Genomic DNA, 25520 nt, shown 5'->3' with positions numbered 1-25520 from the left:
GTATCCCCCATCCTATGAACATCTCATGCAGTATCTGCATGACACCATGAATCTAGTATAGCTTTTTCTATTCTATTTTACAATTCTAAAAATTTCTGAATTTCCTTTTGCTCTGCCTGCATCGCCGTTGACATGATACAGACACCTTTTGCTCCGGCTGCAAGAGCCGATCTTACGTTTTCTATATGGATTCCGCCGATCGCATATACCGGAAGTTCGGTCTGTGCTGTAATCTCTGCAAGTGATGCAAGTCCTCTTGGCGGTACATCTTTTTTACAGTCTGTTGCAAATACATGACCATACGTCACATATGCTGCCCCGATATCTTCTGCTTTTCTTACCTGTTCTATGGAATGCGTAGAAATTCCCAGATGCGAAAATGCAGTCAGCTTCTCTTTTTCTGTCAGGGCAGTCTGTAAGGGAAGATGGATCGCATCTGCTTTTTCGTGCAAAGCTGCATCTACATAATTATGTAAAATACATTTTGTATCTGTGGCACGGCAGATCTCTAAGACTTTGTGTGATAGTTCTTCATATGCTTCCGGCAAAAGATCTTTTTCCCGCAGCAATATCTTTGGCACTCTGCAATCCACAAGCAGACGGATCCGGTCTAAAAAATCTCCCTTACACAAATGTCTGTTGGTAACTGCGATCAGATCACACATAGATATAATCACTCATGACCGGCTGCATTCCTACATTTAAAATCGCCTGATACACTTCATCTACGCTTCGTCCATCAGAAATTTCAAACTGGCCGTCACCTTTTGCATCTTCTTCCTCTAAGTGCTCTCCGATGCCCACAGAAACACCTGCGGAAATTTTCGTTGCTGCGATCTGGATCAGATTATCCCGGACCCTCGCACATTCTCTGGTTGATACCGTAATACTTGCAAATGGCATGAAAATACGGTATGCCGATACGACCTGTAATAACTGTGGTTCGTGGACATCCATCGGATTGATCTTATCATTGTTGATGATCGGCCGCAGTCTTGGACAGGAAAAAGCGATCTCTGCATGTGGATATTTTTTCTGGATCAGATATGCATGATAGCCTGTGGCAAATGCATCTTTGCGGAAATCATCTAAACCTAACAAAGCCGCAAATCCTACCCCCCGCATACCGCCTAAGATCGCTCTCTCCTGTGCATTGACACGATATGGGAAAATACGTTTATGTCCGGCTAAATGCAGGGTTTCGTATTTGTCAGAATTATATGTTTCCTGAAAAACAGTGACATAATCTGCTCCACATTCATGGAGATACGCATATTCATCACTGTTCATCGGATAGACTTCAAGACCGATCACTTTAAAATATTTTTTTGCGATCTTGCAGGCTTCTCCGATATAAGCCACATCAGACATTTTCCGGCTCTCTCCGGTTAAGATCAAAATTTCTTCCAAACCGCTTTCTGCGATGATCTTCATTTCCTCATCGATCTGATCTGCATCTAATTTTGCACGGTGGATATGGTTGTGACAGTTAAATCCACAATAAATACAATAGTTTTCGCAGTAATTTGCAATATAACTCGGCGTAAACATATAGACGGAATTTCCAAAATGCTTTCTGGTTTCCTGCTGTGCCCGCTTTGCCATTTCCTCTAAATGCGGCAGTGCTGCCGGTGAAAGAAGCGCCTTAAAATCTTCTACCGTACAGACTTCATGTGATAATGCCGCTTTTACATCTGCATCAGTATAACGGTCATAGTCATATGCATCCATTGCCGTGATCACCTGATCCGGAATGTCAGAATCTAATACTTCCATACCCGGCAGATATTTCATATGGTCGATCCGGTTTTCTTTCTGGTGTTCCCTGATTTCATCATTTAAAATACTTTCATTTACTTTGGTGCTCATATTCTGCTCCTTTATTCTGATCAGTCATGTAAAAATCCGGTTAATGGGGAAGATGCCTGTGCACCGGATTCGATCACGCGTCCTTTTCCGGCTAAAAATGCTTTTCTTCCTGCTGCGATCGCATCTTTCATAGCTTCAGCCATCAATGGAATATTTCCGGCGGTTGCGATAGCGGTATTGCTCATAATTGCAGCAGCTCCCATTTCCATAGCTTCACAAGCCTGCGACGGACAGCCGATACCGGCATCTACAATGATCGGCAGATCGATCTCATCGATCAGTATCTTGATAAAATCTTTTGTACAGAGTCCCTTATTTGAACCGATCGGTGCTCCAAGTGGCATGATGCAGGCTGCTCCCGCTTCTTTTAGATCCCTTGCAACATTCAGATCCGGATACATATATGGCATGACCACGAATCCTTCGTTAGCTAACATTTCAGTTGCCTTGATCGTTTCCTGATTATCCGGTAAAAGATACTTCGAATCCCGCATGATTTCGATTTTTACAAAATCCCCACAGCCGATCTCTCTGGATAATCTTGCAATGCGGACAGCTTCTTTGGCATTTCTTGCACCGGAAGTATTCGGCAGTAAAGTGACTCCCTTTGGAATGTAATCCATGATATTTGCGGCTCCACCCTGATATGCCCGGCGGAGAGCAAGCGTGATGATCTGTGCCCCTGCATGTTCTACGGCTGCTTCGATCAGATCTAATGAATATTTTCCGGAACCTAAGATAAAACGGGACGTAAATTCATGTCCTCCTAATTTGAATGTATCTTCTTCTTTTTTGTATTCCTGACTGCCGCCACCCATAAATGTAACAATCTCAACAACGTCGTTCTCTTTTAAAACACATGTCTTAAAATTCTCTCTTGGCACGATCTCCTCATTTAATTCTACGGCAACGTAGACTTCTTTGTAGCCGGTTTCGGCTAACAGATCTGCGACTGTGACCGCATCATTACACTGCATTGTTTTTCCATTTACTGTAAGTGTCATGTTTTGTTTTCCTTTCTGTACGGATACATAAGAGCAGACAAAATAAAAACCATTTGCGGTGCATTTTATGAGCCCAAAGACACAAAAAAAGTTCACGAAAGAATACACCCGCGGTGGTGTACCCCTTCGTGAACCTCAATATCTTCGCAGCTCATGCTGTCATTCACTCTATGTATCATTATGTAATTATCTTTTGTGACAACCAGAATAAACTCTCTTTATCACTCTGCCGCTCATTATAGCATACGCTTCTTCATCTGTAAAGCAATAATTTTAGATGGAAATATCGATATTGCCGCCGATATGAGGTGTTACGGAACGCTCCATTGCAGCAGCATCGATCATCTTTGCGATGCCATCTCCCATTGTTTCATTTGCGTCCATTGCTTTACTTAACACTGCCATACTGACATCATTCTGCACACTTGTCTGTGCTAATGCCATTGATAATCCTGCAATATCCATTGTATGCACCTCCTAAAATTTTGATTGACTTACTCTTTTTTTATACTATCACGGCTTTTATGATTTGTCAAAAAACTCCTGTTAAATCTGTACCTCATACAGACGCAGAAAATGTAATGCCCTCGTCGCATCAATATAAAGTGCCTGCTTATGGAGCGATGTCACATATTTTTCTGTTTCCGGTATAAAGACCGCATCAAATTCCAGTCCTTTTGCCAGATAAAATGGCATTACGGAAATCCCCCTGCCAAACTTCATACTGTCTTTTGTCAGCAATGTGACCGGTATATCTTCTGGGAGTTTTGCCTGCAACTGTTCTGCTGTCTTTTTGGCATCTGCTGCATCTAAACAAAGTACTGCGATTGTTTCCGCATCTTCTCTGCCCTTTATATCTTCTGCCAGCGTTTCATACATTTCTTCTGTGCTGTAGCAGGAGATTGTCTGCGGCAATTCTCCATGACGCTCTACGGTCTGAACATTTTCTTCCTGCAGCAAACGGCTGGCAAATTCTGTGATTTCCGATGTGGAACGGTAACTCTTGTTCAGATATACCCGGTGTACTTCTTTTCCAAAGATCTTTGGCAAAAATGTAAGTACGTCCTGCCTGTTTTCTGCCATAGTCTGTACTTTATCGCCAAGGATCGTCATCGGGCAGTGGAATATCCGGGATAACAATACATATTGCAAATAAGAATAGTCCTGCATCTCATCGATCACAAGATGCTTGACTTCCCTGCGTTTTGGTGCTTCTAATAATGTATATTTTAAATACAAAAGCGGATATACATCTTCATAACGTATCATGCCATTTCTGATGCAAAAGCCATCTCTGTTACTTTCTGAGAGGAAACGCAGATACAATTTCAGAATATTTCTCGTTTCATACATACGGTTTAAACGGTCAAAAATTTCCTGTTTCTGATCGTCTTCCATATTTTTATTCCGCAAGGTTTCCTCGGCATCGATCAGATATTCCCCGATTTTTTCCATACGGCTTAAGATCGGAACATCTGCAAATTTTTCATAAAACAGATCGGAGATCTCACTTTCTTTCATTTCCATTTTTTTATAATGAAAATCTTTAAAGTTCATCAGTTCCCACTCCAAACTTAGGGCAAATGCATTCAATTCTTCCACGTATTCTTTGGTCTGTTTCGCATCTGCTTCTTCTGTCAGGAAATCCCCCATGCTATCCATGTGCAGACGTTTTTCAATTTCATCGTAGCGGTCTTCTGCCTCCCCATAGGAACGCAGTTCCCGATAGGCAAAGTCATCAAGTGTCATTTCGCAGATATTTTCCTCTCCTAATTCAGGCAGTATCCTTGAAATATAATCTGCAAAAATACTGTTTGGGGATAAGATCAATACCTGTGCGGCACTTAAATTTTTCCGGTTATGATAGAGCAGATAAGCGATCCTGTGCAAGGCAACAGATGTTTTTCCGCTTCCGGCACAGCCCTGAACAGCAAGAATCCTGTGTGTGGTATCACGGATAATGCTATTCTGTTCCTTCTGGATCGTCGTAACGATGCTCTTTAAACTGGCATCTGCATGTTCCGACAAGGTCTGCTGTAAGATCTCATCGTCGATATTCATATCATTTTCTAAAATATAAATGATCTTTCCATAGCGGATCTTATACTGTTTCTTCTTAGTGATTTCACCGGTCAATACGCCAGATGGTGCCGTAAACTGTGCTGCACCTTTATCATAATCATAAAAAAGCCCTGACACCGGTGCTCTCCAGTCAAATACATATGGATTCTCTGCACGCTTTTTCGCCAGATTTGCAATGCCAATGTAATAAGTTTCCGGTTCATCTTCTCCCTCATAGCAGAAATCCACTCTGCCAAAATATGGTGCGTCCAGCATTTTTTCATACCGGATACGCATTTTCGCATAATCGTCCTGTTCTTTCATTCTGCTTTTTAAGGCATTGCTGTTATCGTATATCTCATAACCATATTCATCAAATTCTGTATAATTTTCCCAGAAATAGTCATGCATACTTTCAATATCTTTTTCATTGCCTGCTATTTTGGTATTGATCTCCTTAATCTTCTGATGCAGCGCATCCATCACAAGATCTAAATAGGCTTCTTCATTCATCTGTCTGCTCTCCTTTGCTGCACATATGAAATCGTATTAAACGATTGTAACAAGGCAATGGAGATTTTTCAAGAGAATCTGTAGGGAACTTGTTCATAATAGTGACTGTTCGTTACTGTTCATCGGCTGACAGCAGGCAGTAATATGTCACGCCCATTTACTGCGGATCTCATCGAGCAGGCGCATAACACGGAGTGTTTCCTCATGCGGCATTTCCGGACATTCGCTTTTTCCTTCTCTGATCGCTTTGATACAGGATAATACTTCGTATTCATAACCGGTGATCTGCTCCGGAACATTGACGCGTCTGACTAAATTTCTGTCAAGATCATAGATCCGGATTTCTTCACAGTTATTGATATTCTGCACTTCGATATATCCCTGATCTCCGAATATCACACCTTCCCTGTCTGTCAAAGACTGCATACTGCTGTGTAAAACTGCCATTTTTCCATCTGCAAACGTCAGTGTAACACTGTTCATCAGATCTACGCCCTTATCAGACATCACTGCGGTTGTGTCGATTTCTGCAACCTCACTGTGAAATGTCATCAATGCAAAATTAATCGGATATACTCCAACATCTAACAATGCTCCACCTGCTAATTCCGGTTTTATCATACGTTCTACATTTGTCAGGACATATCCTAAATTGGCTGTTAATGATGTCACGTTTCCGATCACACCATCTGCTAAAAGATCATCTAAGAGTTTTCTGCCCGGCATATATCTTGTCCAGATTGCTTCTGCAAGCAACAGTTTTTTCTCTTTTGCAAGTGCAATGAGTTCTTCTGCCTGTGCTGCATTGACTGTAAATGCTTTTTCTAACAGTACATGTTTACCATGTTCTAAACATAATTTTGCGTGTTCATAATGATGGGAATGTGGCGATGCAATATATACCAGTTCCACTTCCGGATCTTCTGCTAATTCCTCATACGAACCATAGGCTTTTTCAAAATTCCACTGTTTTGCAAATACTTCTGCCCTGTCATAGCTTCTGGATGCTACTGCATAACATTCTACTTCTTCTAACTGTGTAACGGTTTTTGCCATCATATGTGCAATTTTTCCCGGTGCTAATATTGCAAATTTCATGTTTTGGATTCTCCTTTTGATTTATTTTTAGATTCGGGTGAAACTTAGATTTTCTTATTTTCGTAATGTGTGCCTTCTCCACCCTCGTTTTTTGCCGGCGGCACTACGACGGTATAAAGACACATTAAAGATACCACAGGAAATCCCAAACCGCAACCTAGTACCCGCCATTTCAGACGAAGACTGCTTCGTAGAGGCATTTTAAATGGGCTGTAATCGTTGCTGGTTACACTGTCAGGTGTGAACAGTAACTCTTTTCTATCATAGTTCACAAAAAAAACCCCGGAATCGGAATTCCGAGGTGTAACATACTTTTCTGAAACGCCATAAAACGTTTTGGATTGTAAAAGATTATCTCTTTGTGAACCGAAATTAACGTTTGCGAAACTGTGGAAACCCGTAAAATAAGGCTTTGCGGATATATGTGCTGCATACTTGCTGCAAACCCACAGCATCCTATAACAACTGAGCACTTCTCTTCACAGCCAGGTATCAGAGATGGTATCTGGCTTTTATTTATGTACTATCGTCTCAACAATCTCACCGTCTCGAATTATTTCCAATTTTTCTATTCGTATTGGGATTAACCCTTCAACTGTTGCAGTTGGATTGATACTTCTGTCAATCAACATTGTATATGCAATATACTGATTCTCAAAACATCTGATTCCCACATTGGCTCCATTGTTATCGATCAGAGCATATTTAATATAATCAGCTTTTACGGAACTATCCTTAAGTTGTTTGTCTTTAATATAAAACAATTCCTCATCTTTCATGATCTGATATATGCATCCAAACATCCGAATTCTATGTTTAAAATCATTCAAACGCTTTTTTATTCTCCATGAATGAATCTAAATCAAGTCCGTTTTCGATTTCTTCAAAGAATTTCGTTTTAGAAATCTTTCCATATTCTCATGTAAAAGAAAAGCGTCTGATATTTCACAGACGCCTAATCTCTTAATATGGACAGCGGATCGGAATACACCGGTCAATCTTCTATGGCTATTATTTGCCCCCCATCAGGAAGTAGGCTGTCCCGTCTACTTTTACTTCGCTTACGCAGGCTTCTCTCCTACACATATTATATTGTGACTACGGTTTTTAGTCAATCAATTTTTATTGCTTTTCTGTATTGCTAATCTCTATAGCATTCTTTCGCTTCTTGGTCAACGTAAATGTTTGATATAGAATCAATCCATAGATGGCCATTTGTAATACTAATCTTACTGTGGTGTTCATTGACAAATACTGTTCTGCATACCTAATCATCTGATAATTATTGATTACAATTCGGATAATTCCCCAGATTGCTGCCACCGAAATCAAACGCGACCATATCTTATCATTCTTACAACGTATAAAATAGTAAAAGGATGCAATAGCACCTATGATGCTTGGAATTATTAAAGCAATTCCAACACAAACAAGTTGCCATGTTGCATATCTAATAATATTTTCAGATCCTGTTATACACATTGCACCAAAATACGCTACAATAACAACCCCCATCCTTTTTGGAGATAATGTGCCCTTTACAGCTTGATATAATCCATAAGTAAAAAATACAATCTGAATGATTATTCCCAATATATTAATCACAATAAGCTGAATATCACTGTAACCAACTGCCTGTGATTGCAGCGGAAACCTAATTATCATATCAATTATTGTAATTAAGAATGAGAATACAATAAACGTATAGAGAGCAATCATTATATAATTTGCACTCTTTTTTTCTATTACAGGATTTCTTTCTACCAATTTTACCATATCTTTTCCAGCCAGTAGATCGTCAAGACTTACATCCAGAATCTGAGATATTTTCTTTGTTGTAAGCAAATCAGGATATCTGTCACCACATTCCCATCTGGAAACAGACTGCCTTGTTACGTATAATTGCTCTGCAAGAGATTGTTGAGTCATTCCCTTACCTTCTCTTGCTCTTCTTAGTTGTTCGCCAAATTCGACCATATCAAATCTGCTCCTTTCATTTTGATTTTATCATCTGCAGATGTGATTATAGTATCACCTAAATCCAAAACAACATCAAGCACCACCTTAAATTATGGTGTCACCATTATGGTGCGTTGCTTCAATATCACTCAACACCCTTAATTCTCTCAACAACAGTTCCATTCTTTTCCAAAATTACCCAGGTAAGCACCGGAATCATAGTGCAAACCAGCACACTAATTCCTACTGTAAATAAAAACGGAAGTATTGGCACTGAAAACGTAATTCCCCGATAATTCATAGATTCATACAGAAGATACGTTCCTCCCAGTCCTACTGTTAGTGTAACAAGCCATGCGCCGCCTACATAGAGAATACCTTCCCTGACCAGCATTCCAAGAAGCTGCTTCGGAGTCATCCCGATACTCTCCATAACCGAAAGCTCCGTCATTCGGCTCTGCACATTTACTACAAAAGTGTTCATATAGTTCATAATTCCGATAAAAGCAAGAATCAACACAATCCCGATTCCCACTTGTGGCATATAGCCCTGTGCTTTTTCAATCTCATCCGCATCTTCGATTTTGGATTCCCAGGAAAAATCTTTTGCATTGTCATTTTCTTCTAATAACGACAAAATTTCTTGCTCTGTATCTCTATCATATTCTTTGTGATATTTTATGCCGGTCTTTAGCCTAATTGGATTATTGGCAAATGTATTCACCACCTGATCACTGGTTATAATAGTCGGTGGATATCCCAGAAGTGCCGTATAATAATTCTCGTCCGTAACTCCTTCTATAACAAAAGTTTTTGTCGTTTGCTGATCTTCATACAACGCACATGTTACATTTTTTCCTATTATGTCAGCATCTGCAAAATCCAAACCATTTCGATAAACAATACATGCTTTTCCACAAAGGAAATTCTCTTTATTTATCGGATGTTCAAGGCTGTTATTTAAATAATCAAATTCCTGTTCATCGATTCCAATCAAAGATGAGCCAAAATTCTCAGGATGATTCTGATACTCATCTCTATCCTGACTATATGGAACACTCATCCACTTTGCATAAAATTCTTTCATCCACATTTCAGCGAAATCCGGTTCCCATGGAACTGTAATCTCGGCAAATTCCACAGAATGTACTTCAGAGACTCCAGTATTTTCTTTGATTGACTTCACAAAAGAATCATCCAGAATGTCTCTTCTGTCTTCTGATTTTTCTTTGCATGCCGTATCGTTTGTAATAACCATATCTGTATCCATATAATTTGACACTATGGTTCTTGCCGCCTGACTATCCAGCATGGTCACAATACAAAGGTACACTGACAAACTTGCCGCCAAAGACAACAGTACCACCGCAGTTCTTTTCTTATCCTTTGTAAACTGCCTCAAGGAAAGTCCGGCTATTACTTTCCTCTTCCCTACTTTTCTTGCTTTTACGATTTTGTGGGTCGGCCGATAACCAAGCGCTTCTATTGGAGAAATATCTGCTGCCATTTTTGCCGGTTTTTGACAGGCCAATAAGAGGGTGACTCCAACCAGTAAGATGGTTACTAGCAGAACAGCCGGGTGAAAACGAATCATCTCTGCTCCAACATAGCCACTTTTGATTCCAAGTGATTTTACTACAACTGGAATCAGGAAAAAGGATACCAGTCCACCTGACAGACATCCTATTACTGTCCCCGCAGATCCTATTAGAAACATCTGGTCCCTCATCATCTTTTTCACCTGCTTTTCAGTCATTCCGACCGTTTGAAGCAGCCCATAATAACGAACTTTTCCAGCTACGGAAAGATACATAATATTATAAATAAGCAGATACGCACACAAACAGGTAACCACAATCAAGCCAATAATGCCAGCCAAGATCTGAACAGATGCGCCAAGATCACCCATAAAGAAAAGATTCTGCTGCTTTCCAAGGTTCATACTTTCGATAAAAGCATTCTGTTGTGTTTTTGTCATTATTTTTTGCTTAAAATCCATAAAGTAACGACCGGAAGATGCCTCAGAAAGCTTACAGCCCGATTGATCGTAGAATTCTTTCGAGACAAAAAACTGTTTCTTTGGTCCATATCCGTCCCAGATTCCACTAATTCGAAAAGTCCCTGTAAAGATTCCCTTCTGTGTTCCGTAAGACATATCAAGGGTATCACCTACCTCAAGATCTTCATAACCACATTCTTTTAAAGCAGATTTTGTTACCATTATCTCATCCAAAGCTGTCGGATAGCTTCCTTCCAGCTTTTCTCTGACCGGCTCCATCATCTGTGTCCAATATCCATCATCTGCCCAGATCAGTCCCACATTAGGTGTGGAATCCTGATCTGTTTTTTCTACCCATCCACAGACTCCCGCCGTACCAGTCAAAACAATATCCGGGTTGTTCTCACACATTTGCTTCTGTTCATCCGTCACTCCATACATGATTGCATCAAATTCAGCTCCTGACATACGGATGTTCTGAATTTTCTGAAATCTAAAATAAGAATCTCCAACTGTGAATATTGTAAATACCAAAAAGGAAGAAAGAAGAACCGCCAGGAACAAAGTAATGGTCTTTCTCCTGTTTTCTTTTAAAGCATTCCGTGCCATCCTCTTGATCACTTTCTGATTCGGATTCTTAAGCATAGGAATCACTTCCCTTCCTGGTATCTCCTACAATCTTTCCGTTCTCAATATGTACGATACGATCTGCAAGCTGTGCAATGTCTCTGTCATGCGTGATCAGGATCAATGTCTGGCTGAACTGTCTTGCTGCCATTTTCAAAAGTCCAAGTACATCATGGCTGGTAACCGAATCCAGATTTCCCGTCGGTTCATCAGCCAGAATAATGGCGGGCTTCGCCGCAAGCGCCCTGGCAATCGCAGCCCTCTGCTGCTGTCCACCAGATAATGTTCCAGGAAGAGCTTCCCTCTTCTCTGACAACCCTAACAGTTCGAGTATCCCATCCACATACTCCACATCAACCTTTCTCCCATCCAGTTCCACCGGAAGAATAACATTCTCATATACATTAAGATCCGGGACAAGATTATAATTTTGAAAAATAAACCCGATCTTTCTTCTGCGGAATATGGCAAGCTGTTCTTTTTTCAGACCCAGAAGGCACTTACCCTCTACCAACACCTCCCCTTCTGTTGGCACATCCAGTCCACCCAGCATATGCAAAAGTGTGCTTTTCCCGGATCCGCTTTTTCCGATAATAGCAACAAATTCCTGATCTTTCACACGAAAATCTACGCCATCCAATGCCTTTACCGTATTTTCACCCATTTGATAGTATTTTTTTAAGTTTCTTGTCTCTACAATGTATTTTTCCATTGGTTTGCCTCCTTCTTTTGATATTCTATAGAATATCTCCTAATAATCACAAACCTGTCTCAATTCTCAATTATCACAAGATTGTGACAATCTCCGATCGGTTATGTTACGATTCATTCACTGGAAAATACAGGCGAAAACACGCTCCTTTTCCCATTTCAGACTGTACTTCTATGTAGCCCTTCTGAAGCTCCATGATTGTTCTTGCAAGATATAATCCGATCCCAACTCCTGGTTTATCATGAACCTCCGGCTCGCGGTAAAATCTTGTAAAGATTTCTGCCTGCCTCTCCGGGGCAATCCCTTTTCCAGTATCGGAAATACTGATCTTAAAAAATAATTCCTGTCTTTCTGTCTGAATATGGATCTTTCCACCGGGTTCGGTATACTTGAGTGCATTATCCAGAATATTATAAATTGCTTCCTCCGTCCATTTGCTGTCATGACGAATCATCATGTTTTCTTCGCAGTTCACATATAGATCAATCCCCTTCAACGCCGCCTCCGGAACCACATCGGCAACTGCGTGGCGAATTGTTTCGTATAGATTTTGGTCTTCCTTATGTATTTGCAGAATTCCCGTTTCAAGCCTTGACATTTTTACCATGCTCTGCATTAAAAAATCAATTTTTTCCACCTGTCCTTTGATTTTTTCCAAAAACTCCTGACCGTTTTGCGAAAACTCCTCGTCCTCAAGGAGTTCCAGGTATAGTTTTATATTGGCAATGGGCGTCCTTGTCTGATGGGATATATCAGAAATCAATCCCTTTACTCTTTCTTTCTCACGAAAACCGTCTTCTTCTTTTTTCCGAAATACGTGCCCAGCTTTCGCTAATTGTGTTCCTGTTCTTCCCCAAAGACTATCTTCCAATTCCTCTTCTAAATTCCATTCTTTTCCTGTTACGATAGCATCCAGAGCATCTTCCACCTTTTCAGCAAACGACTTCGCTTCTTTTTTTATCCGGTAGTTTTTCCATAACAATACCAGTACTGCTGCAAATAAAATTATCATCATGACACACATCAGCCAATCCATTGATATCCCATCCCATATACATTTGAAATATACCTGTGATTCTTATCTTCAATCTTTCCTCTCAGACGATTCACATTTACTGCCAGTGTGTGCTTGTCCACAAACTGTCCTCCACTGTCCCACAACCGCTCCAATAACAGATCATAAGTCAGAAGCTGTCCCCGGTTCATAAGAAATTGACGAAGCAGACGGCACTCTGTTGGTGTGATGAGACACTCCTGACCTTTTACCGTCATTCTCGCATTATCCAAATCTATGTATAAATTCTCATCTACAAAAATCAATCGATTTATCGAAGCAGTTCTTTTTAAAATAACATCTATTTTTTTGAGTAAAATTTTCATTGAAAATGGCTTTGTAATATAGTCTTCAGCTCCAGATTCATATCCTATCAGAGCATCCTCCTCAATATCTCTGGCTGTCAGGTAAATCACCGGAACTTCTTTTTGCTCTTTTACCCACCGGCAAAAAGAGAAGCCCTCTCCATCCGGAAGATTCACATCCAGAAGAACCATATCTATCTGATTCTCAATAAAAATCTGCTTTCCTTTCTCCATATAAGTCACACCATAAACACCATATCCTGATTTTTTTAAGCAATAACAGATTGCCTGATTCAAATCATAATCATCTTCGACAACTAATATATTTTGCAAATCCTATTTCCTCCGGTACGGATACTCACAATGCTATCCCTGTATATCAATAATATTTTCCATATTGTACCACAGATTTTTCCTTGGTATGGCTAAAAAAGAAATAATCTCAATTATGTGATTATCTAGTGTACAAAAATATTTCACAAAAATTCCCACCACATATCTGGGCGTCCGAGAGAAATCAATGGGTAAAGAAAAACCCCAGAAGCACGCGGTTTCTGGGGTTTTGTATGTCTTTTTTTGTTCCAAATGATTATCTCTTTGAGAACTGTGGAGCACGACGAGCTGCTTTTAAGCCGTACTTCTTTCTCTCTTTCATTCTTGGATCACGAGTTAAGTATCCGTTTGATTTTAATACCGGTCTGTAGTCAGCATCTACCTGAAGTAATGCTCTTGCGATACCATGACGTACTGCACCAGCCTGACCTGTATATCCGCCACCTTTTACGTTTACTAAAACGTCAAATTTATCTGCTGTTTCTGTAGCTACTAATGGCTGACGAACGATAACTTTTAAGGTTTCTAAACCAAAATATTCATCAATATCTCTTTTGTTGATTGTGATTTTACCTGTTCCCGGTACTAAATATACTCTGGCAACAGATGATTTTCTTCTTCCTGTTCCGTAATACTTTGTATTAGCCACTGTAATTTACCTCCTTACCGATTAAAATGTTAAAGCTTCTGGCTTCTGAGCTGCATGTTTGTGATCCGGTCCAGCGTATACGAATAATTTCTTATACATCTGTCTTCCTAAAGGTCCCTTTGGAAGCATTCCTTTTACTGCTAACTCAATTACTCTGTCAGGATGCTTTGCTAACATTTCTTTTAATGTAGTTTCTTTCATTCCACCTACATAATCGGAGTGATGATAGTAAATCTTCTGATCCATCTTCTTACCGGTTACTTTGATCTTCTCTGCATTGATTACGATCACATAATCACCTGTATCGATGTGTGGTGTGAAAATCGGTTTATTTTTTCCTCTTAATACTTTAGCAACTTCAGATGCTAAACGTCCTAATGTCATTCCATCAGCGTCAACTACATACCATTTTCTGTCGATCGTAGCAGGGCTGGCCATAAATGTTTTCATTGGTTTACCTCCTTGAAATTATCAAACTGCCATGTTTCTGTCGGCATCAGAATCTCGTATGTCCGGACGCTATCCTTCTGCCAATTCAAAAGTCAAATCTATAGTCAAATGCTCGCCGGGGCTTTGGTTTGCATTTCTATACTATTTACAGACTTAGACATTATAGTACACGTAACCCGGTGTGTCAAGGATTTTCTCGCTTAAGTTTTGTTTCCCTGATCACCCTGTGTTACACCCAAAACAACTTATCTGATGTCATTTTAATGCAAAGTTCCCATTCTGTTGAATGGATAATATCTAAAAACTGCTTTTCCAAGGATCTTATTGCTCTTAACATAGGTATTTTCCCAAAATCTTGCATCTTTTGAATTATTTCGATTATCTCCTAATACCAGATAACTGTCCTCAGGTACTTCAAACGTATATGGACCTGTGGCGATCACCCATTCTTCTTTCAGATAATCTTCATCTAACGGAACAGGTGATCCATCAATATAGATCTTGGCATCCTCAATCACAACGGTTTCTCCCGGTAATCCTATGACACGTTTGATAAAATTTTCGCTTTCATCATCGGGAAACTTAAAAATGATAATATCTCCCCGCTGCGGAGTTCTGTTTTTATTATAGGCTAATCTATTTCCAAACAACCGGTCATCTGTCATAATCGTATTCTCCATAGATCCTGATGGTATATTTGCATTGATGATCACGTAATTTTTGATGACCAATGCTGCGGCAACCGCAAGCACAATCGTAACCACCCAGCTTATCACTTCTTTCACTGCCGATTCTTCCCCCTGCCTTTTTTCTCCTGCACTCTGTTTTGCCATAATGATTTCCTTATCCTTCCTAACTATTCAAGCCCTTGATAGTTATATGCTTTTTTTCATTTGTACTTTCTAGTATAACGCTAAACCAAGAAATCGTCACTCTTTTTTCAAATTAGTTGCTCAAATGTATCGCATAATAACTGTAACTTGTGATCATCGTTCCCCAGATTATGGACACGAGCAGGACTGGTACTGCTCCAAATCCCCAGACAAATCCACCTATGATACAGAACAGCCACAAAATAATACAAAGTCTTTGTGTAATGCAGTATGACCGGTACGCACTTTTGTAGATTGCAAATAATTCTGCTTCATCACAGCTTGCCTCCCATTTTTTCTGAAATTTGACATCGTAAATACTTCCCTTTTTCTCCGGGTTGATCTCTTTTGTCAAATTGACAAGTTTCTGCTGTTCTATGGTAAGAATGATAAGTCCTGCTACAAACACACCGATCAACAACATGGATGTTTCTAATTCATAATGTACTTCCATGGATTCCGCATTATCTAAACAAAATCCCATACCAAACAGGCAGAAATTCCAGATCATATTGATCGATGAAAGCCATAATGCACAGGATAACTGCTTTTCTACTGCATCCATACATTCTTCATCTTCACCATTCCATGCTAAAAATACTTTTTTTGATCTGTGGTATATCACAGCAACCACAACGAGAATAAACAGCGTAACGACCGGTATTCCATAGGGCAATGCAAAAAAGATGGCATTTAATACGGTATGACCTGTCATATCCATTCCATTTAATTTTGCAAATCCCATACCAACGCCAAGTAATACTCCGATAATAAGTGCCGCAGCCATATATGCCGCAAACTTTCCAAATGCTTTTTTATCTTCTGATTTAATCCTCATGCTTTCCTGACTCATATGCATCCTCCTTATACTGAAATATCTCCTCTACAGGAACTTCAAATACTTTTGCAATTTTTAGCGCCAGTGAAACAGATGGCGAATAATCTCCCCGTTCGATCTGGCTGATCGTCTGTCTGGAAACCCCTACCAGTTTTCCCATTTCATGCTGGTTCACTGAGATCTTTGCACGGTATTCTTTCAACCGGTTATACAATGGCATATTCATACCTCCATTCAGCTTGCCTATTTTCATTGTCATATTGACAATTATTCTTGTCATTTCTGATTATACATATGACAACTATTCTTGTCAAGCATGAATTTAGATTATGCCGTCCCGAAATGCATCGATCATTTCTCCTGTAAGGCTGATCGACGCTTCTGAACGTTCTTTTGGCAGCGCATCTCTCTCAAACCACTCTGCTGCCGAAAGTTCTTCTGTATCCATTTTAATCTCTGCATTTCCGTCCACTTCGCAGAAAAAGCCCACCAGTAACGCATCACTGAACGACCATGGCTGGCTTTTATAATAACGGATATTTTTTACTTTCAATCCGACTTCTTCCATGACTTCTCTTGCAACTGTATTCTCTAAACTTTCGCCGATTTCCGCATAGCCTGCAACTAAAGCGTATTTTTTATAGTTACTATGGCTGCTTGCATATTTTGTCATCAGTATCCGGCTGCCGTCTGTGATCCCAACGATCACACTTGGACAGATCTGTGGATATACCACCCTTCCACAATCCAGGCACTGCATGGCTCTTTCTGTCTGCTTTGCTTTCATCTTTTTTCCGCATTTTCCGCAAAATCTATGCTCGGTATACCACTTATGTATCTGGAATCCCGTAATTCCGGCATACGCCATCCAGATCGGTCTGGCATTCCGCAGTCCTTCTTTTGGAAGATACTGCCATTTGCCAAATGGCTCGATTTTCGGCTGATGCAGTTCAAAATAATCTTCTTCATCTATATGGAATAAAAATTTTGCTTTTTCGTATATCATCGGAAATACTTCTGCTATTTCCCGTACTGTCGGATAACTGATCTGATTTCCTTCCATATGACATAAAAGGCTTCCTTTGTCATAGATCAGCATGATGTTATCCGGTTCTGCTTTTGCATTTTTATATGTGACATCGTATTGGTGTGGTGCAATATCCTGAATCATAGAGCCTCCGTTTTCTGCTGTTTTGTCAAATTTGATCGTATTTTTCAATAATTATAGTATACGCAAAAGGCAGTTAAATTCAATGCAGAAAATAAATCTATAGGCACAAAATATTTTTCAATAGCAAAAAGGAAACCCCGGAATCACTACAATTCCGAGGTTTTCTGATATTTTTACATCTTATTTTTATTGATTAGCAAACACCCTGAGCTAACATAGCCTTTGCAACCTTCTCAAATCCTGCAATGTTAGCACCCATGACATAGTTTCCTTCATGTCCGTAACGTTTTGCAGCATCGTCGATGTTGTGGTAGATATTTACCATGATGTCTTTTAATTTTGCATCTACTTCTTCGAATGTCCAGCTTAATCTCTCGCTGTTCTGTGTCATTTCAAGTGCGGAAGTAGCAACACCGCCTGCGTTAGATGCTTTACCACAGATGAACCATACTCCGTTATCCTGTAAGTATTTTGTTGCATCTAATGTAGTAGGCATATTAGCACCTTCACAAACTGCTTTACAGCCGTTTGCCACTAATGTCTTAGCATCGTCGATCAGTAACTCATTCTGTGTTGCACATGGTAATGCGATATCACACTTGACAGACCATACGCCACGTCCTTCATGGTATTCTGCGCTCTTACGTGCAGCAGCATACTCTGTTAAACGAGCACGTTTTACTTCTTTTACTTCTTTTAATAATGCTACATCGATTCCTTCCGGATCATAAATCCAGCCTGTAGAATCAGAGCATGTTACAACTTTTGCACCCATCTGCTGTGCTTTCTGGATTGCGTAGATTGCTACATTACCTGCTCCAGATACAACAACGGTCTTGCCTTCCATAGATTCTCCATGGCATTTCATCAGTTCTTCTGTGATGTATAATAAACCATATCCTGTAGCTTCTGTACGTGCTAAAGATCCACCGTATGTTAAACCTTTTCCTGTAAGTACACCTTCATACATACCACGGATTCTCTTATACTGTCCGAACATATATCCGATCTCTCTTGCACCTGTTCCGATATCACCAGCTGGAACGTCTACATCTGCTCCGATATATTTGCAAAGTTCTGTCATAAAGCTCTGGCAGAATGCCATAACTTCTCTGTCTGATTTGCCCTTAGGATCAAAGTCAGAACCACCTTTACCACCGCCGATTGGAAGTCCTGTCAGAGAGTTTTTGAAGATCTGCTCAAATCCTAAGAATTTGATGATTCCGATATTAACAGATGGATGTAAACGTAATCCTCCCTTGTAAGGTCCGATTGCATTGTTAAACTGAACTCTGTATCCTGTATTTACCTGAACCTGTCCCTTGTCATCAACCCAAGGTACACGGAATTTGAACTGTCTGTCCGGCTCAGTTAATCTCTCTAACAGAGCTTCTTTACGGTAAGTTTCTTCATTTGCTTCGATTACCGGTCTTAAGGATTCTAATACTTCCTCAACAGCCTGTAAAAATTCTGGTTCAGATGCATTTTTTGCTTTTACTCTCTCAAGTACTTCATCAACGTAACTCATTTTTCAATCTCCTTTTTTATTCTTTCTTCCGCTACTATCTCATCCGACCCTAATATTCCGATCGTTTTTCTATAAAATAGAAAAATGGATAGTTGCCCGTTGCATCTATTTTATTATGAAATGAATAATTTGGCAATGCTTTTTTCTTTATTTCTTTAAATCTTTGCAACTTTATTGTAAAAAAGCCTTTTTTTGCAAGTTTAGTACACAAAAATTTCATTTTCTACTTATTTTGGGTTATATAAATACATCGATTTTACTATGCTTTTGTAGTATATTTTCTGAAAATTTCGACATTTCATCGATCAGATAAAGATGAAAACTCATGATTCCAGCCTGTTTTTCCCTGCATTTTTCTGCTGCAAATTCTCCGCAGATCCCCATGGCACTTGTAACTGCTGCCGCCGCCTGCACATACTCACCCTTTTCGCAGACTGCAAATGCTGCTCCTAATAAAACACTCGACATACAGCCTGTTCCTGTAATTTTTGACATCAGCTGATCTCCGTTTGCAGCCGATAACACCATATCGCCATCTGTAATAATGTCTTTTTCCCCTGAAATAATGCTGACGCAATCATGTTCCTTCGAAAACCGGCGGGCTGCCTCTATCAGCTTTTCAGGATGGATCAGATCTTCCACGCCCACATCTACGCCTGTGACTGTCCTGCAGTTTTCAAATACCGCACGCATTTCTGAGGCATTTCCCCGAATCGCTGCAATATTTCCATAAGAAAGCAGTTTTTCTATCTGTTCTCTGCGGAATGATGAACCGCCTGCACCTACCGGATCGATAATGACCGGGTGCTTCTCTTTGATGCTTTCTGCTGCCGCAAGCTCCATTGCATGATAGTTTTCTGTAGCTCCTAAATTACAGACAAGTGCTTCACATCCGCCTGTCACTTCCTGCACTTCTGCTTCATGGTGTGCCATGGTTGGTCTTGCACCTGCTGCTAAGAGAATATTGGCACAGTCATTGACGGTAACAATATTGGTAATACAATGTACCAACGGTGCTTTCTGCTGCATCCGTTTCCATATGGCAGCAGCTTTTTCTCTCATTTCTTCTATCATCAATGCATATGACTCCATCTATTCTGCCTCCTGCATATCTGTAAATTGTCTATAACCACATTAAAAATCGAATCGTTCCACAATACCGCTCTTTTTCATACCGCCTACTATGATGACTGCTAAAACTGCACCTCCGCAGGTACTGATCAGAAACGGCACAACAAATGCAAATACTGCTGCCTGTGTATTTCCAAGTACAAATGCTGCCACCGGATATGCTAAAAGCCCGCCGATGATCCCTGTACCGACAACTTCTCCGATATATGCAAGATACAATTTCTTACTATAATAATAAAGTACGCCGGATAAAAGTGCCCCGCACATACTGCCCGGAAATGCCATCAGTGTTCCAAGTCCTAACAGGTTACGAAGAATACTTGTAATAAACGCTGCTGCTAATGTATACCATGGACCTAAAAATACTGCACCCATGATATTCATCAGATGCTGTATCGGTGCACACTTTGAACCTAATACCGGAAACGAAAATAAAGAACCTACGACTGAGATTGCAATAAAAATTCCGGTTAATGTGATCTTTCTTATGTTGATCTTGTTTTTCATATTCTACTCCTTCTTATCTTTTGTAATATTGTAACTATTTTTAATATTCCGATACTTCTGTCTTAGTGTTTAACACATAGTTATGCATCAGCGGGCCATCTCCCCTGCCAAGGTCAAGTCCTGCCTTTAATGCTTCTGTCAGATACCCTTTTGCCTTGCGGATACTGTTTTCCATATCATATCCTTTTGCAAGATTCGATGCGATCGCTGACGATAACGTACAGCCTGTACCATGGGTATTCGGATTATCTATCCGTTCTCCATAAAACCAGCTGCTTTTCCCAGTTTCATACAGAAGGTCATTTGCCGTATTTTTTCCATGACCGCCCTTTATCAGTACGGCGCCCAGATATTTTTCCGCTAAACGCTCTGCCGCTGAAACCATATCTTCTGCACTGTGGATCTGTATGCCTGTGAGCACTTCCGCTTCCGGGATATTCGGCGTGATCAGACCGGCTAATGGGATCAGTTCTGTTACCAGTGCATCTGCCGCATCATCTTTTAACAATTTTGAACCGCTCGTAGATACCATGACCGGATCTAACACGATCTTTTTCGCCTGATACTGCTTTAATGCTTCTGCGATCGTATGGATAAGTTTCGCATCGGAAACCATTCCGATCTTTACTGCATCCGGAAAAATATCGGTAAATATGCAGTCTAACTGCTGTTTTAAAAACTCCGGTGTCACTTCAAAAATTCCATATACCCCTGTCGTATTCTGTGCGGTCAATGCTGTAATGGCACTCATGGCATATGCACCATGCATTGTGATCGTCTTAATATCTGCCTGAATTCCTGCACCGCCGCTGCAGTCACTCCCTGCGATCGTTAGTACTGTTTTCATTTTTTACCTGCTTTCTGTGTTCTGAAAAATACCTGACTTCTGTTTTTATTATCAAACAGGTCATTGTATTGTAAAATCTGATATTTCTTTAACCACTCGTCTTCTTCTGCCGTACCATCACCATAGTGTACATATTCACCTAACGTTTTCGAATAATACCCTCTTGCATTCATTGCCGGGATCACTTCTTTCAGATCCTTTAAAAATGACTGATAGGATGGCAGGTCGATCCCGGCTTTTTCTAACAGCATCGTCGATAAGAAGTTCAGGCTTGCCATTTCTCCCTCGCTGCTTTCACTCTCATAATTTGTCCAGATAAAATATGGCACTTCAAACAATGCTTCTAATTCTTCGAGTGTCAGTCCTGACAAACCTTTTCCATTTAATCTTTGGTAGAACGATGTGTTTAAACTCGGCTGATGATCCCCGAAAAAGCAGATTGCCACAGGTTCATCGACATTTGAAAAATACGTGATCAGTTCTTTTAGGGCAAGATCACTCTGATGCGCCAAAGATAAATACTGGTTTACATCAAAGTAACGGATATTCGTGCCATAGACATCTGCTTTAAAATTATCATAGGTATCTGTATATCCTCCATGATTCTGCATGGTGATCCCCATTAAGAATAAATTTTCTTTTCCTTTTCCTTCTTCATAGCGGGAAATCAGTTTCTGATACATCGTAGAATCCGACACATATTTACGCATCAGGTTACTCTGGTCAAAATCATCTAAAAAATACATCTCGTCAAATCCTAATTCCGGATATACTTTATCTCTGCTCCATCCGGTTGCATAATACGGATGCATGGCTACGCAAGTGTAATCCTGCTGTTTTAAAATATCCACAAGTGAATATGCATTTTTTTCACTGACATATTGCTGATATGGTACAGAACCTGCAGGCAGGAATGCCATGCTGTTTCCTGTCAGAAATTCCCATTCAGAATCCGGTGTTTTCGCACCAAATACAGAGGATAAAGCATATCCCTTTGTCGTATTTTCTGCCAGGGAATCATAAAACGGCATCACTTCCTGATTTGTTTCTAAATTGCCGATCACCCGGAAATCTGCAAACGACTCATTCATGATCGCAATGATCGTCGGTTTTTCTGCTGCATCTGTTTCATTCTCTTTTGCATAGGTTTTCTCTAATGCCGCAATGACTTCTTCTGTATAGCCTTCCGGCTTATCAATAAAGGAATCACGTATACTTAATATGAAGTTTAACAGATAGCCGTTCCGGTAAGTTCCTTTCTGTTCCCATGTTTCCGTCATCGTACCTGTCGTTTTATTTGTCACATAGAAAAAAGAAAGTATGGCCAGGGAAATACAGAGGGCACGCATAACCCAGTGGTACTTGCATTTTACTTTGATCTTCCTGGCTGCTGCGACAAGCACGACAGTCACAAGTACAGTATTCATTGCCTGTGCATTTAACGAAAACCGGTAATTCGATGCAACGCTTAGGCCGGTAAATACGGTTTTCAAGTCACCAAAGGTCAGTTCATTTCCACGGAATGCATAGACAAAATAATTTGCACCTGCAAATACGATCAGCAGGATATGTGAAATAATACAGGTCAGTCCTGCATTATTCGTACATGCCTGTATGAAAAGATAGACGATCAGCGTACTACAGATATTCAAAAACATTTTTTCATGGGAGATCCTGCTTCTTAGATCTTCTACCAGCAACAGATACTGCATCAGATATGTCGTGATCACACTTCCTGCTGCCATGGCTGCTGCCGTATACAATCCGCTTAATTTTTCGCTTAATTCTACTTCTAAATTTTTTACAAAAAGATACGACAGGATAAACAGGAATACATTAAATATCGAAATGCCTGAGAAAATACGTGCACCAATGGTGATCACGGCGACCACTGCCGCACATATGAGATTTTTTTTTGTAATATTTACTTTTACTTTCATATCAATCCTTCTTTTGTCAATATATCATTATCTTTATCCAGTCCGTAAGTATAGCATATCGGACTGGTTTTTTCCAGCATTCGGGGGTATACTATTTAAAAAATTATTGTTAGTAGATAAAGGAGTTTTTTTCATGCCGGGTTTTACAACACATTATCTGTTTGGTCAGCAGACTTACCAGCAGCTTCATACATCAACTTTAAAACGCACGATCCAGAAGAATCATACTGCTTTCTGTTTAGGTTTACAGGGACCGGATATTTTTTTCTATGATCCGCTTTCCGCAGTATGCCGTATACATCCGGGTTCGATCGCCCATACAACAAGTACCGGAACGTTTCTGAAACATCTTTTGAAAAGTCCTGTTATTTTTTGTACGAAAGAGGAACAACTGATCGCCCATGCCTATATCTTAGGTTTTATCGGACATTATCTGTTAGATGCCGCCTGCCATCCATACATTTATGCAAGAACGCATTATGACTGTCCCAAAAAAGAAAAAAAAGGATACTTAGCACATCATATCCGTTTAGAAACAGACATTGACAGCACACTTTTGTGGTTTTACCAGCGCAGGCATCCAAGTGAATTTCATCAGAATGAAAGTATCGCACTCTCCAAAGAACAGGCAGATGTGATTTCTGCTGCCTTAAGTTATGCTTTTTCGAACACTTATCCCAATCTTCACCTGAACAGACACCGGATCTTACTTGCGATCCATGCCATGCAGAAAGGGACAAAACTGCTCTACGATCCGAGTGGGCGGAAAAAACTGCTTTTACGCAGGATAGAATCGATCTGTCCGGGATATCCCGTGATATCCCCAATGATTCCAAGTGATACGTTACTTTTCCACAAAGATCCCTGCAACAGCAGACATGCGATATGGCAGAATCCATGGGCATCAGACCATTCATCAAGTGAAAGTTTCTTTGATCTTTTTGAAGCAGCACAGGAGGAATACGCTGACATTTTAAATGCTGTTGCGGACTTTTTTGAAAAAGAACCGTCCCTGCCTGAAGCAGAAACGGCTCTTGAAAAATTATCAGCTTCACTTGGGAAACGCTCTTATCACAGCGGTTTAGATACCCTGTGACATACTGCTTAGATCATGACTTTTATCATTTTGCTTCTGAGCAGTAACCTAAGATCGTCTGCATCAGTCTGGTACGTGCTTCTACGCTCGCCCAGCCGATATGCGGTGTGATCAGAAGTTTATCACTGTCTTTGATACGACGCAGCGGATTATCAGGACTCATCGGCTCTATGCACAATACATCAAGTCCTGCTGCCGCAATGCGTCCCTGCTCTAAGGCATCTGCTAAATCCGCTTCAACGACGATCGGTCCCCGTCCTAAATTTAAGAAGATCGCCGTATTCTTCATTTTTTCAAACGCATCTTTGTCCATCAGATTTTGTGTGTTCTCATCTAATGGTGCATGGACGGATAAGATATCAGATTCTGCTAATAACGTATCAAAATCCACTTCTTCATATTCTTTATTATGATTTTTTCCCGATGTTGAATAATAGATCACACGACAGCCAAACGATTTTGCGATCCCTGCAACCCTTCTTCCGATGTTGCCAAGACCGATGATCCCCCATGTTTTCCCACTTAATTCAAAAAACCGGTTTGCAAAATGTGTAAAGATCGTATCATCAATATATTTTTCATCTTTGACATAATCATCATAATAACGCAGTTTCTCTAACAGATAAAACGCCATTGCAAATGTATGCTGTGTAACGGATTCTGTCGAATATCCGGCTACATTGTGCCAGATGATCTTACGGCTCTCTAAATATTCCTTATCGAGATTATTTGTACCGGTGGCAGTCACGCATACCATTTTTACATGTTCTGCACCACCGATTGTTTTTTCATTGATATTGACTTTATTGACGATAATGATATCTGCATCGGCTGCCCGCTTTGGTACTTCTTCATCGGTTGTAAAATCATATTTTACAACCTCCCCTAATACATCAAAACCTGACAGATCGATATCCTCACCAATCGATTTTGCATCTAAAAATACGATTTTCATAG

General features: G+C 40.2%; 26 protein-coding genes and 1 pseudogene. 1 reads left to right on the top strand and 26 read right to left on the bottom strand.

Features of this window, described 5'->3' with window-relative positions; translation table 11 throughout:
• Positions 1 to 77: 77 nt before the first annotated feature.
• The 25 genes and pseudogenes from H8S17_RS11390 to H8S17_RS11275 all read right to left on the bottom strand — a co-directional run bounded on the left by H8S17_RS11390 (position 78) and on the right by H8S17_RS11275 (position 23467).
• Positions 78 to 677 carry a thiamine phosphate synthase gene (locus tag H8S17_RS11390; protein ID WP_186867405.1) on the bottom strand — a complete coding sequence of 200 codons (600 nt, stop codon included), beginning with the start codon at positions 675 to 677 and terminating at the stop codon, positions 78 to 80.
• Positions 658 to 1869, bottom strand: a complete 1212-nt coding sequence (thiH, locus tag H8S17_RS11385) for a 2-iminoacetate synthase ThiH (protein WP_178050851.1) — start codon at positions 1867 to 1869, stop codon at positions 658 to 660. The genes H8S17_RS11390 and thiH overlap by 20 nt, the downstream gene beginning before the upstream one ends.
• Before the next feature lie 20 nt (positions 1870 to 1889).
• Positions 1890 to 2687: a thiazole synthase gene (locus tag H8S17_RS11380; protein ID WP_408639458.1), complete on the bottom strand. Its 798-nt coding sequence runs from the start codon at positions 2685 to 2687 to the stop codon at positions 1890 to 1892.
• A pseudogene (gene thiS / locus H8S17_RS17275) lies at positions 2688 to 2873 on the bottom strand (sulfur carrier protein ThiS); the annotation flags it as partial.
• A gap of 273 nt (positions 2874 to 3146) precedes the next feature.
• The gene (locus H8S17_RS11375) at positions 3147 to 3338 is read right to left on the bottom strand and encodes a YjfB family protein (RefSeq protein WP_178050849.1); all 192 of its coding nucleotides are present in this window, start codon (positions 3336 to 3338) and stop codon (positions 3147 to 3149) included.
• Positions 3339 to 3419: 81 nt separating this feature from the next.
• Positions 3420 to 5447 carry a HelD family protein gene (locus H8S17_RS11370; RefSeq protein ID WP_186867404.1) on the bottom strand — a complete coding sequence of 676 codons (2028 nt, stop codon included), beginning with the start codon at positions 5445 to 5447 and terminating at the stop codon, positions 3420 to 3422.
• Between the two features lie 147 nt (positions 5448 to 5594).
• The gene (locus H8S17_RS11365; RefSeq protein WP_186867403.1) at positions 5595 to 6545 is read right to left on the bottom strand and encodes a Gfo/Idh/MocA family protein; all 951 of its coding nucleotides are present in this window, start codon (positions 6543 to 6545) and stop codon (positions 5595 to 5597) included.
• A 44-nt stretch (positions 6546 to 6589) separates the two neighbouring features.
• Positions 6590 to 6817, bottom strand: a complete 228-nt coding sequence (locus H8S17_RS11360; RefSeq protein WP_186867402.1) for a hypothetical protein — start codon at positions 6815 to 6817, stop codon at positions 6590 to 6592.
• A 240-nt stretch (positions 6818 to 7057) separates the two neighbouring features.
• Positions 7058 to 7324 carry a hypothetical protein gene (locus tag H8S17_RS11355; protein ID WP_186867401.1) on the bottom strand — a complete coding sequence of 89 codons (267 nt, stop codon included), beginning with the start codon at positions 7322 to 7324 and terminating at the stop codon, positions 7058 to 7060.
• Positions 7325 to 7667: 343 nt separating this feature from the next.
• On the bottom strand, positions 7668 to 8522 hold the full coding sequence (locus H8S17_RS11350) for a helix-turn-helix domain-containing protein (protein WP_186867400.1): 855 nt from the start codon (positions 8520 to 8522) through the stop codon (positions 7668 to 7670).
• Between the two features lie 127 nt (positions 8523 to 8649).
• A complete protein-coding gene (locus tag H8S17_RS11345; RefSeq protein ID WP_186867399.1) occupies positions 8650 to 11148 on the bottom strand; it encodes an ABC transporter permease in 2499 nt (832 codons plus the stop codon).
• Positions 11141 to 11842: an ABC transporter ATP-binding protein gene (locus tag H8S17_RS11340; protein ID WP_186867398.1), complete on the bottom strand. Its 702-nt coding sequence runs from the start codon at positions 11840 to 11842 to the stop codon at positions 11141 to 11143. The genes H8S17_RS11345 and H8S17_RS11340 overlap by 8 nt, the downstream gene beginning before the upstream one ends.
• Positions 11843 to 11948: 106 nt before the next feature.
• Positions 11949 to 12878 carry a sensor histidine kinase gene (locus H8S17_RS11335; protein WP_186867397.1) on the bottom strand — a complete coding sequence of 310 codons (930 nt, stop codon included), beginning with the start codon at positions 12876 to 12878 and terminating at the stop codon, positions 11949 to 11951.
• Complete coding sequence (locus tag H8S17_RS11330; protein WP_186867396.1) at positions 12866 to 13534, bottom strand: response regulator transcription factor; 669 nt, start codon at positions 13532 to 13534, stop codon at positions 12866 to 12868. Before H8S17_RS11330 ends, H8S17_RS11335 begins: the two co-directional genes overlap by 13 nt.
• 256 nt (positions 13535 to 13790) lie before the next feature.
• The gene (gene rpsI / locus H8S17_RS11325) at positions 13791 to 14183 is read right to left on the bottom strand and encodes a 30S ribosomal protein S9 (RefSeq protein WP_178050846.1); all 393 of its coding nucleotides are present in this window, start codon (positions 14181 to 14183) and stop codon (positions 13791 to 13793) included.
• A gap of 21 nt (positions 14184 to 14204) precedes the next feature.
• On the bottom strand, positions 14205 to 14633 hold the full coding sequence (gene rplM / locus H8S17_RS11320) for a 50S ribosomal protein L13 (protein WP_178050845.1): 429 nt from the start codon (positions 14631 to 14633) through the stop codon (positions 14205 to 14207).
• A 260-nt stretch (positions 14634 to 14893) separates the two neighbouring features.
• Complete coding sequence (gene lepB / locus H8S17_RS11315) at positions 14894 to 15466, bottom strand: signal peptidase I (RefSeq protein ID WP_178050844.1); 573 nt, start codon at positions 15464 to 15466, stop codon at positions 14894 to 14896.
• A gap of 112 nt (positions 15467 to 15578) precedes the next feature.
• A complete protein-coding gene (locus H8S17_RS11310; RefSeq protein ID WP_186867395.1) occupies positions 15579 to 16358 on the bottom strand; it encodes a DUF3169 family protein in 780 nt (259 codons plus the stop codon).
• The gene (locus H8S17_RS11305; RefSeq protein WP_178050869.1) at positions 16333 to 16563 is read right to left on the bottom strand and encodes a helix-turn-helix transcriptional regulator; all 231 of its coding nucleotides are present in this window, start codon (positions 16561 to 16563) and stop codon (positions 16333 to 16335) included. Before H8S17_RS11305 ends, H8S17_RS11310 begins: the two co-directional genes overlap by 26 nt.
• A 102-nt stretch (positions 16564 to 16665) precedes the next feature.
• On the bottom strand, positions 16666 to 17514 hold the full coding sequence (gene nudC / locus H8S17_RS11300; protein WP_186867394.1) for an NAD(+) diphosphatase: 849 nt from the start codon (positions 17512 to 17514) through the stop codon (positions 16666 to 16668).
• Positions 17515 to 17707: 193 nt separating this feature from the next.
• Entirely contained in the window at positions 17708 to 19042 is a 1335-nt protein-coding gene (gene gdhA / locus H8S17_RS11295) for an NADP-specific glutamate dehydrogenase (protein ID WP_186867393.1), read from the bottom strand.
• 237 nt (positions 19043 to 19279) lie between these two features.
• Positions 19280 to 20134 (bottom strand): hydroxyethylthiazole kinase, encoded by an 855-nt coding sequence (gene thiM / locus H8S17_RS11290; RefSeq protein WP_243238070.1) that lies wholly within the window; start codon positions 20132 to 20134, stop codon positions 19280 to 19282.
• Between the two features lie 42 nt (positions 20135 to 20176).
• On the bottom strand, positions 20177 to 20680 hold the full coding sequence (gene thiW, locus H8S17_RS11285; RefSeq protein WP_186867392.1) for an energy coupling factor transporter S component ThiW: 504 nt from the start codon (positions 20678 to 20680) through the stop codon (positions 20177 to 20179).
• 40 nt (positions 20681 to 20720) lie between these two features.
• The gene (gene thiD, locus H8S17_RS11280) at positions 20721 to 21527 is read right to left on the bottom strand and encodes a bifunctional hydroxymethylpyrimidine kinase/phosphomethylpyrimidine kinase (protein ID WP_186867391.1); all 807 of its coding nucleotides are present in this window, start codon (positions 21525 to 21527) and stop codon (positions 20721 to 20723) included.
• Positions 21524 to 23467, bottom strand: coding sequence for an LTA synthase family protein (locus H8S17_RS11275; RefSeq protein WP_186867390.1), 1944 nt, complete (start codon positions 23465 to 23467; stop codon positions 21524 to 21526). The genes thiD and H8S17_RS11275 overlap by 4 nt, the downstream gene beginning before the upstream one ends.
• 133 nt (positions 23468 to 23600) lie before the next feature.
• On the opposite strand from H8S17_RS11275, the gene H8S17_RS11270 reads away from it, so the two are divergent.
• On the top strand, positions 23601 to 24563 hold the full coding sequence (locus H8S17_RS11270) for a zinc dependent phospholipase C family protein (RefSeq protein ID WP_186867389.1): 963 nt from the start codon (positions 23601 to 23603) through the stop codon (positions 24561 to 24563).
• 25 nt (positions 24564 to 24588) lie between these two features.
• On the opposite strand, the gene H8S17_RS11265 is transcribed toward H8S17_RS11270, so the two are convergent.
• The gene (locus H8S17_RS11265) at positions 24589 to 25518 is read right to left on the bottom strand and encodes a D-2-hydroxyacid dehydrogenase (RefSeq protein WP_186867388.1); all 930 of its coding nucleotides are present in this window, start codon (positions 25516 to 25518) and stop codon (positions 24589 to 24591) included.
• Positions 25519 to 25520 lie beyond the last annotated feature (2 nt).

The organism is Roseburia zhanii (genome assembly GCF_014287635.1).
Lineage (GTDB): Bacteria > Bacillota > Clostridia > Lachnospirales > Lachnospiraceae > Roseburia_B > Roseburia_B zhanii.
Note: the sequence above shows the minus strand (reverse complement) of the source record. Positions and strands in the feature narration are given on the sequence as shown.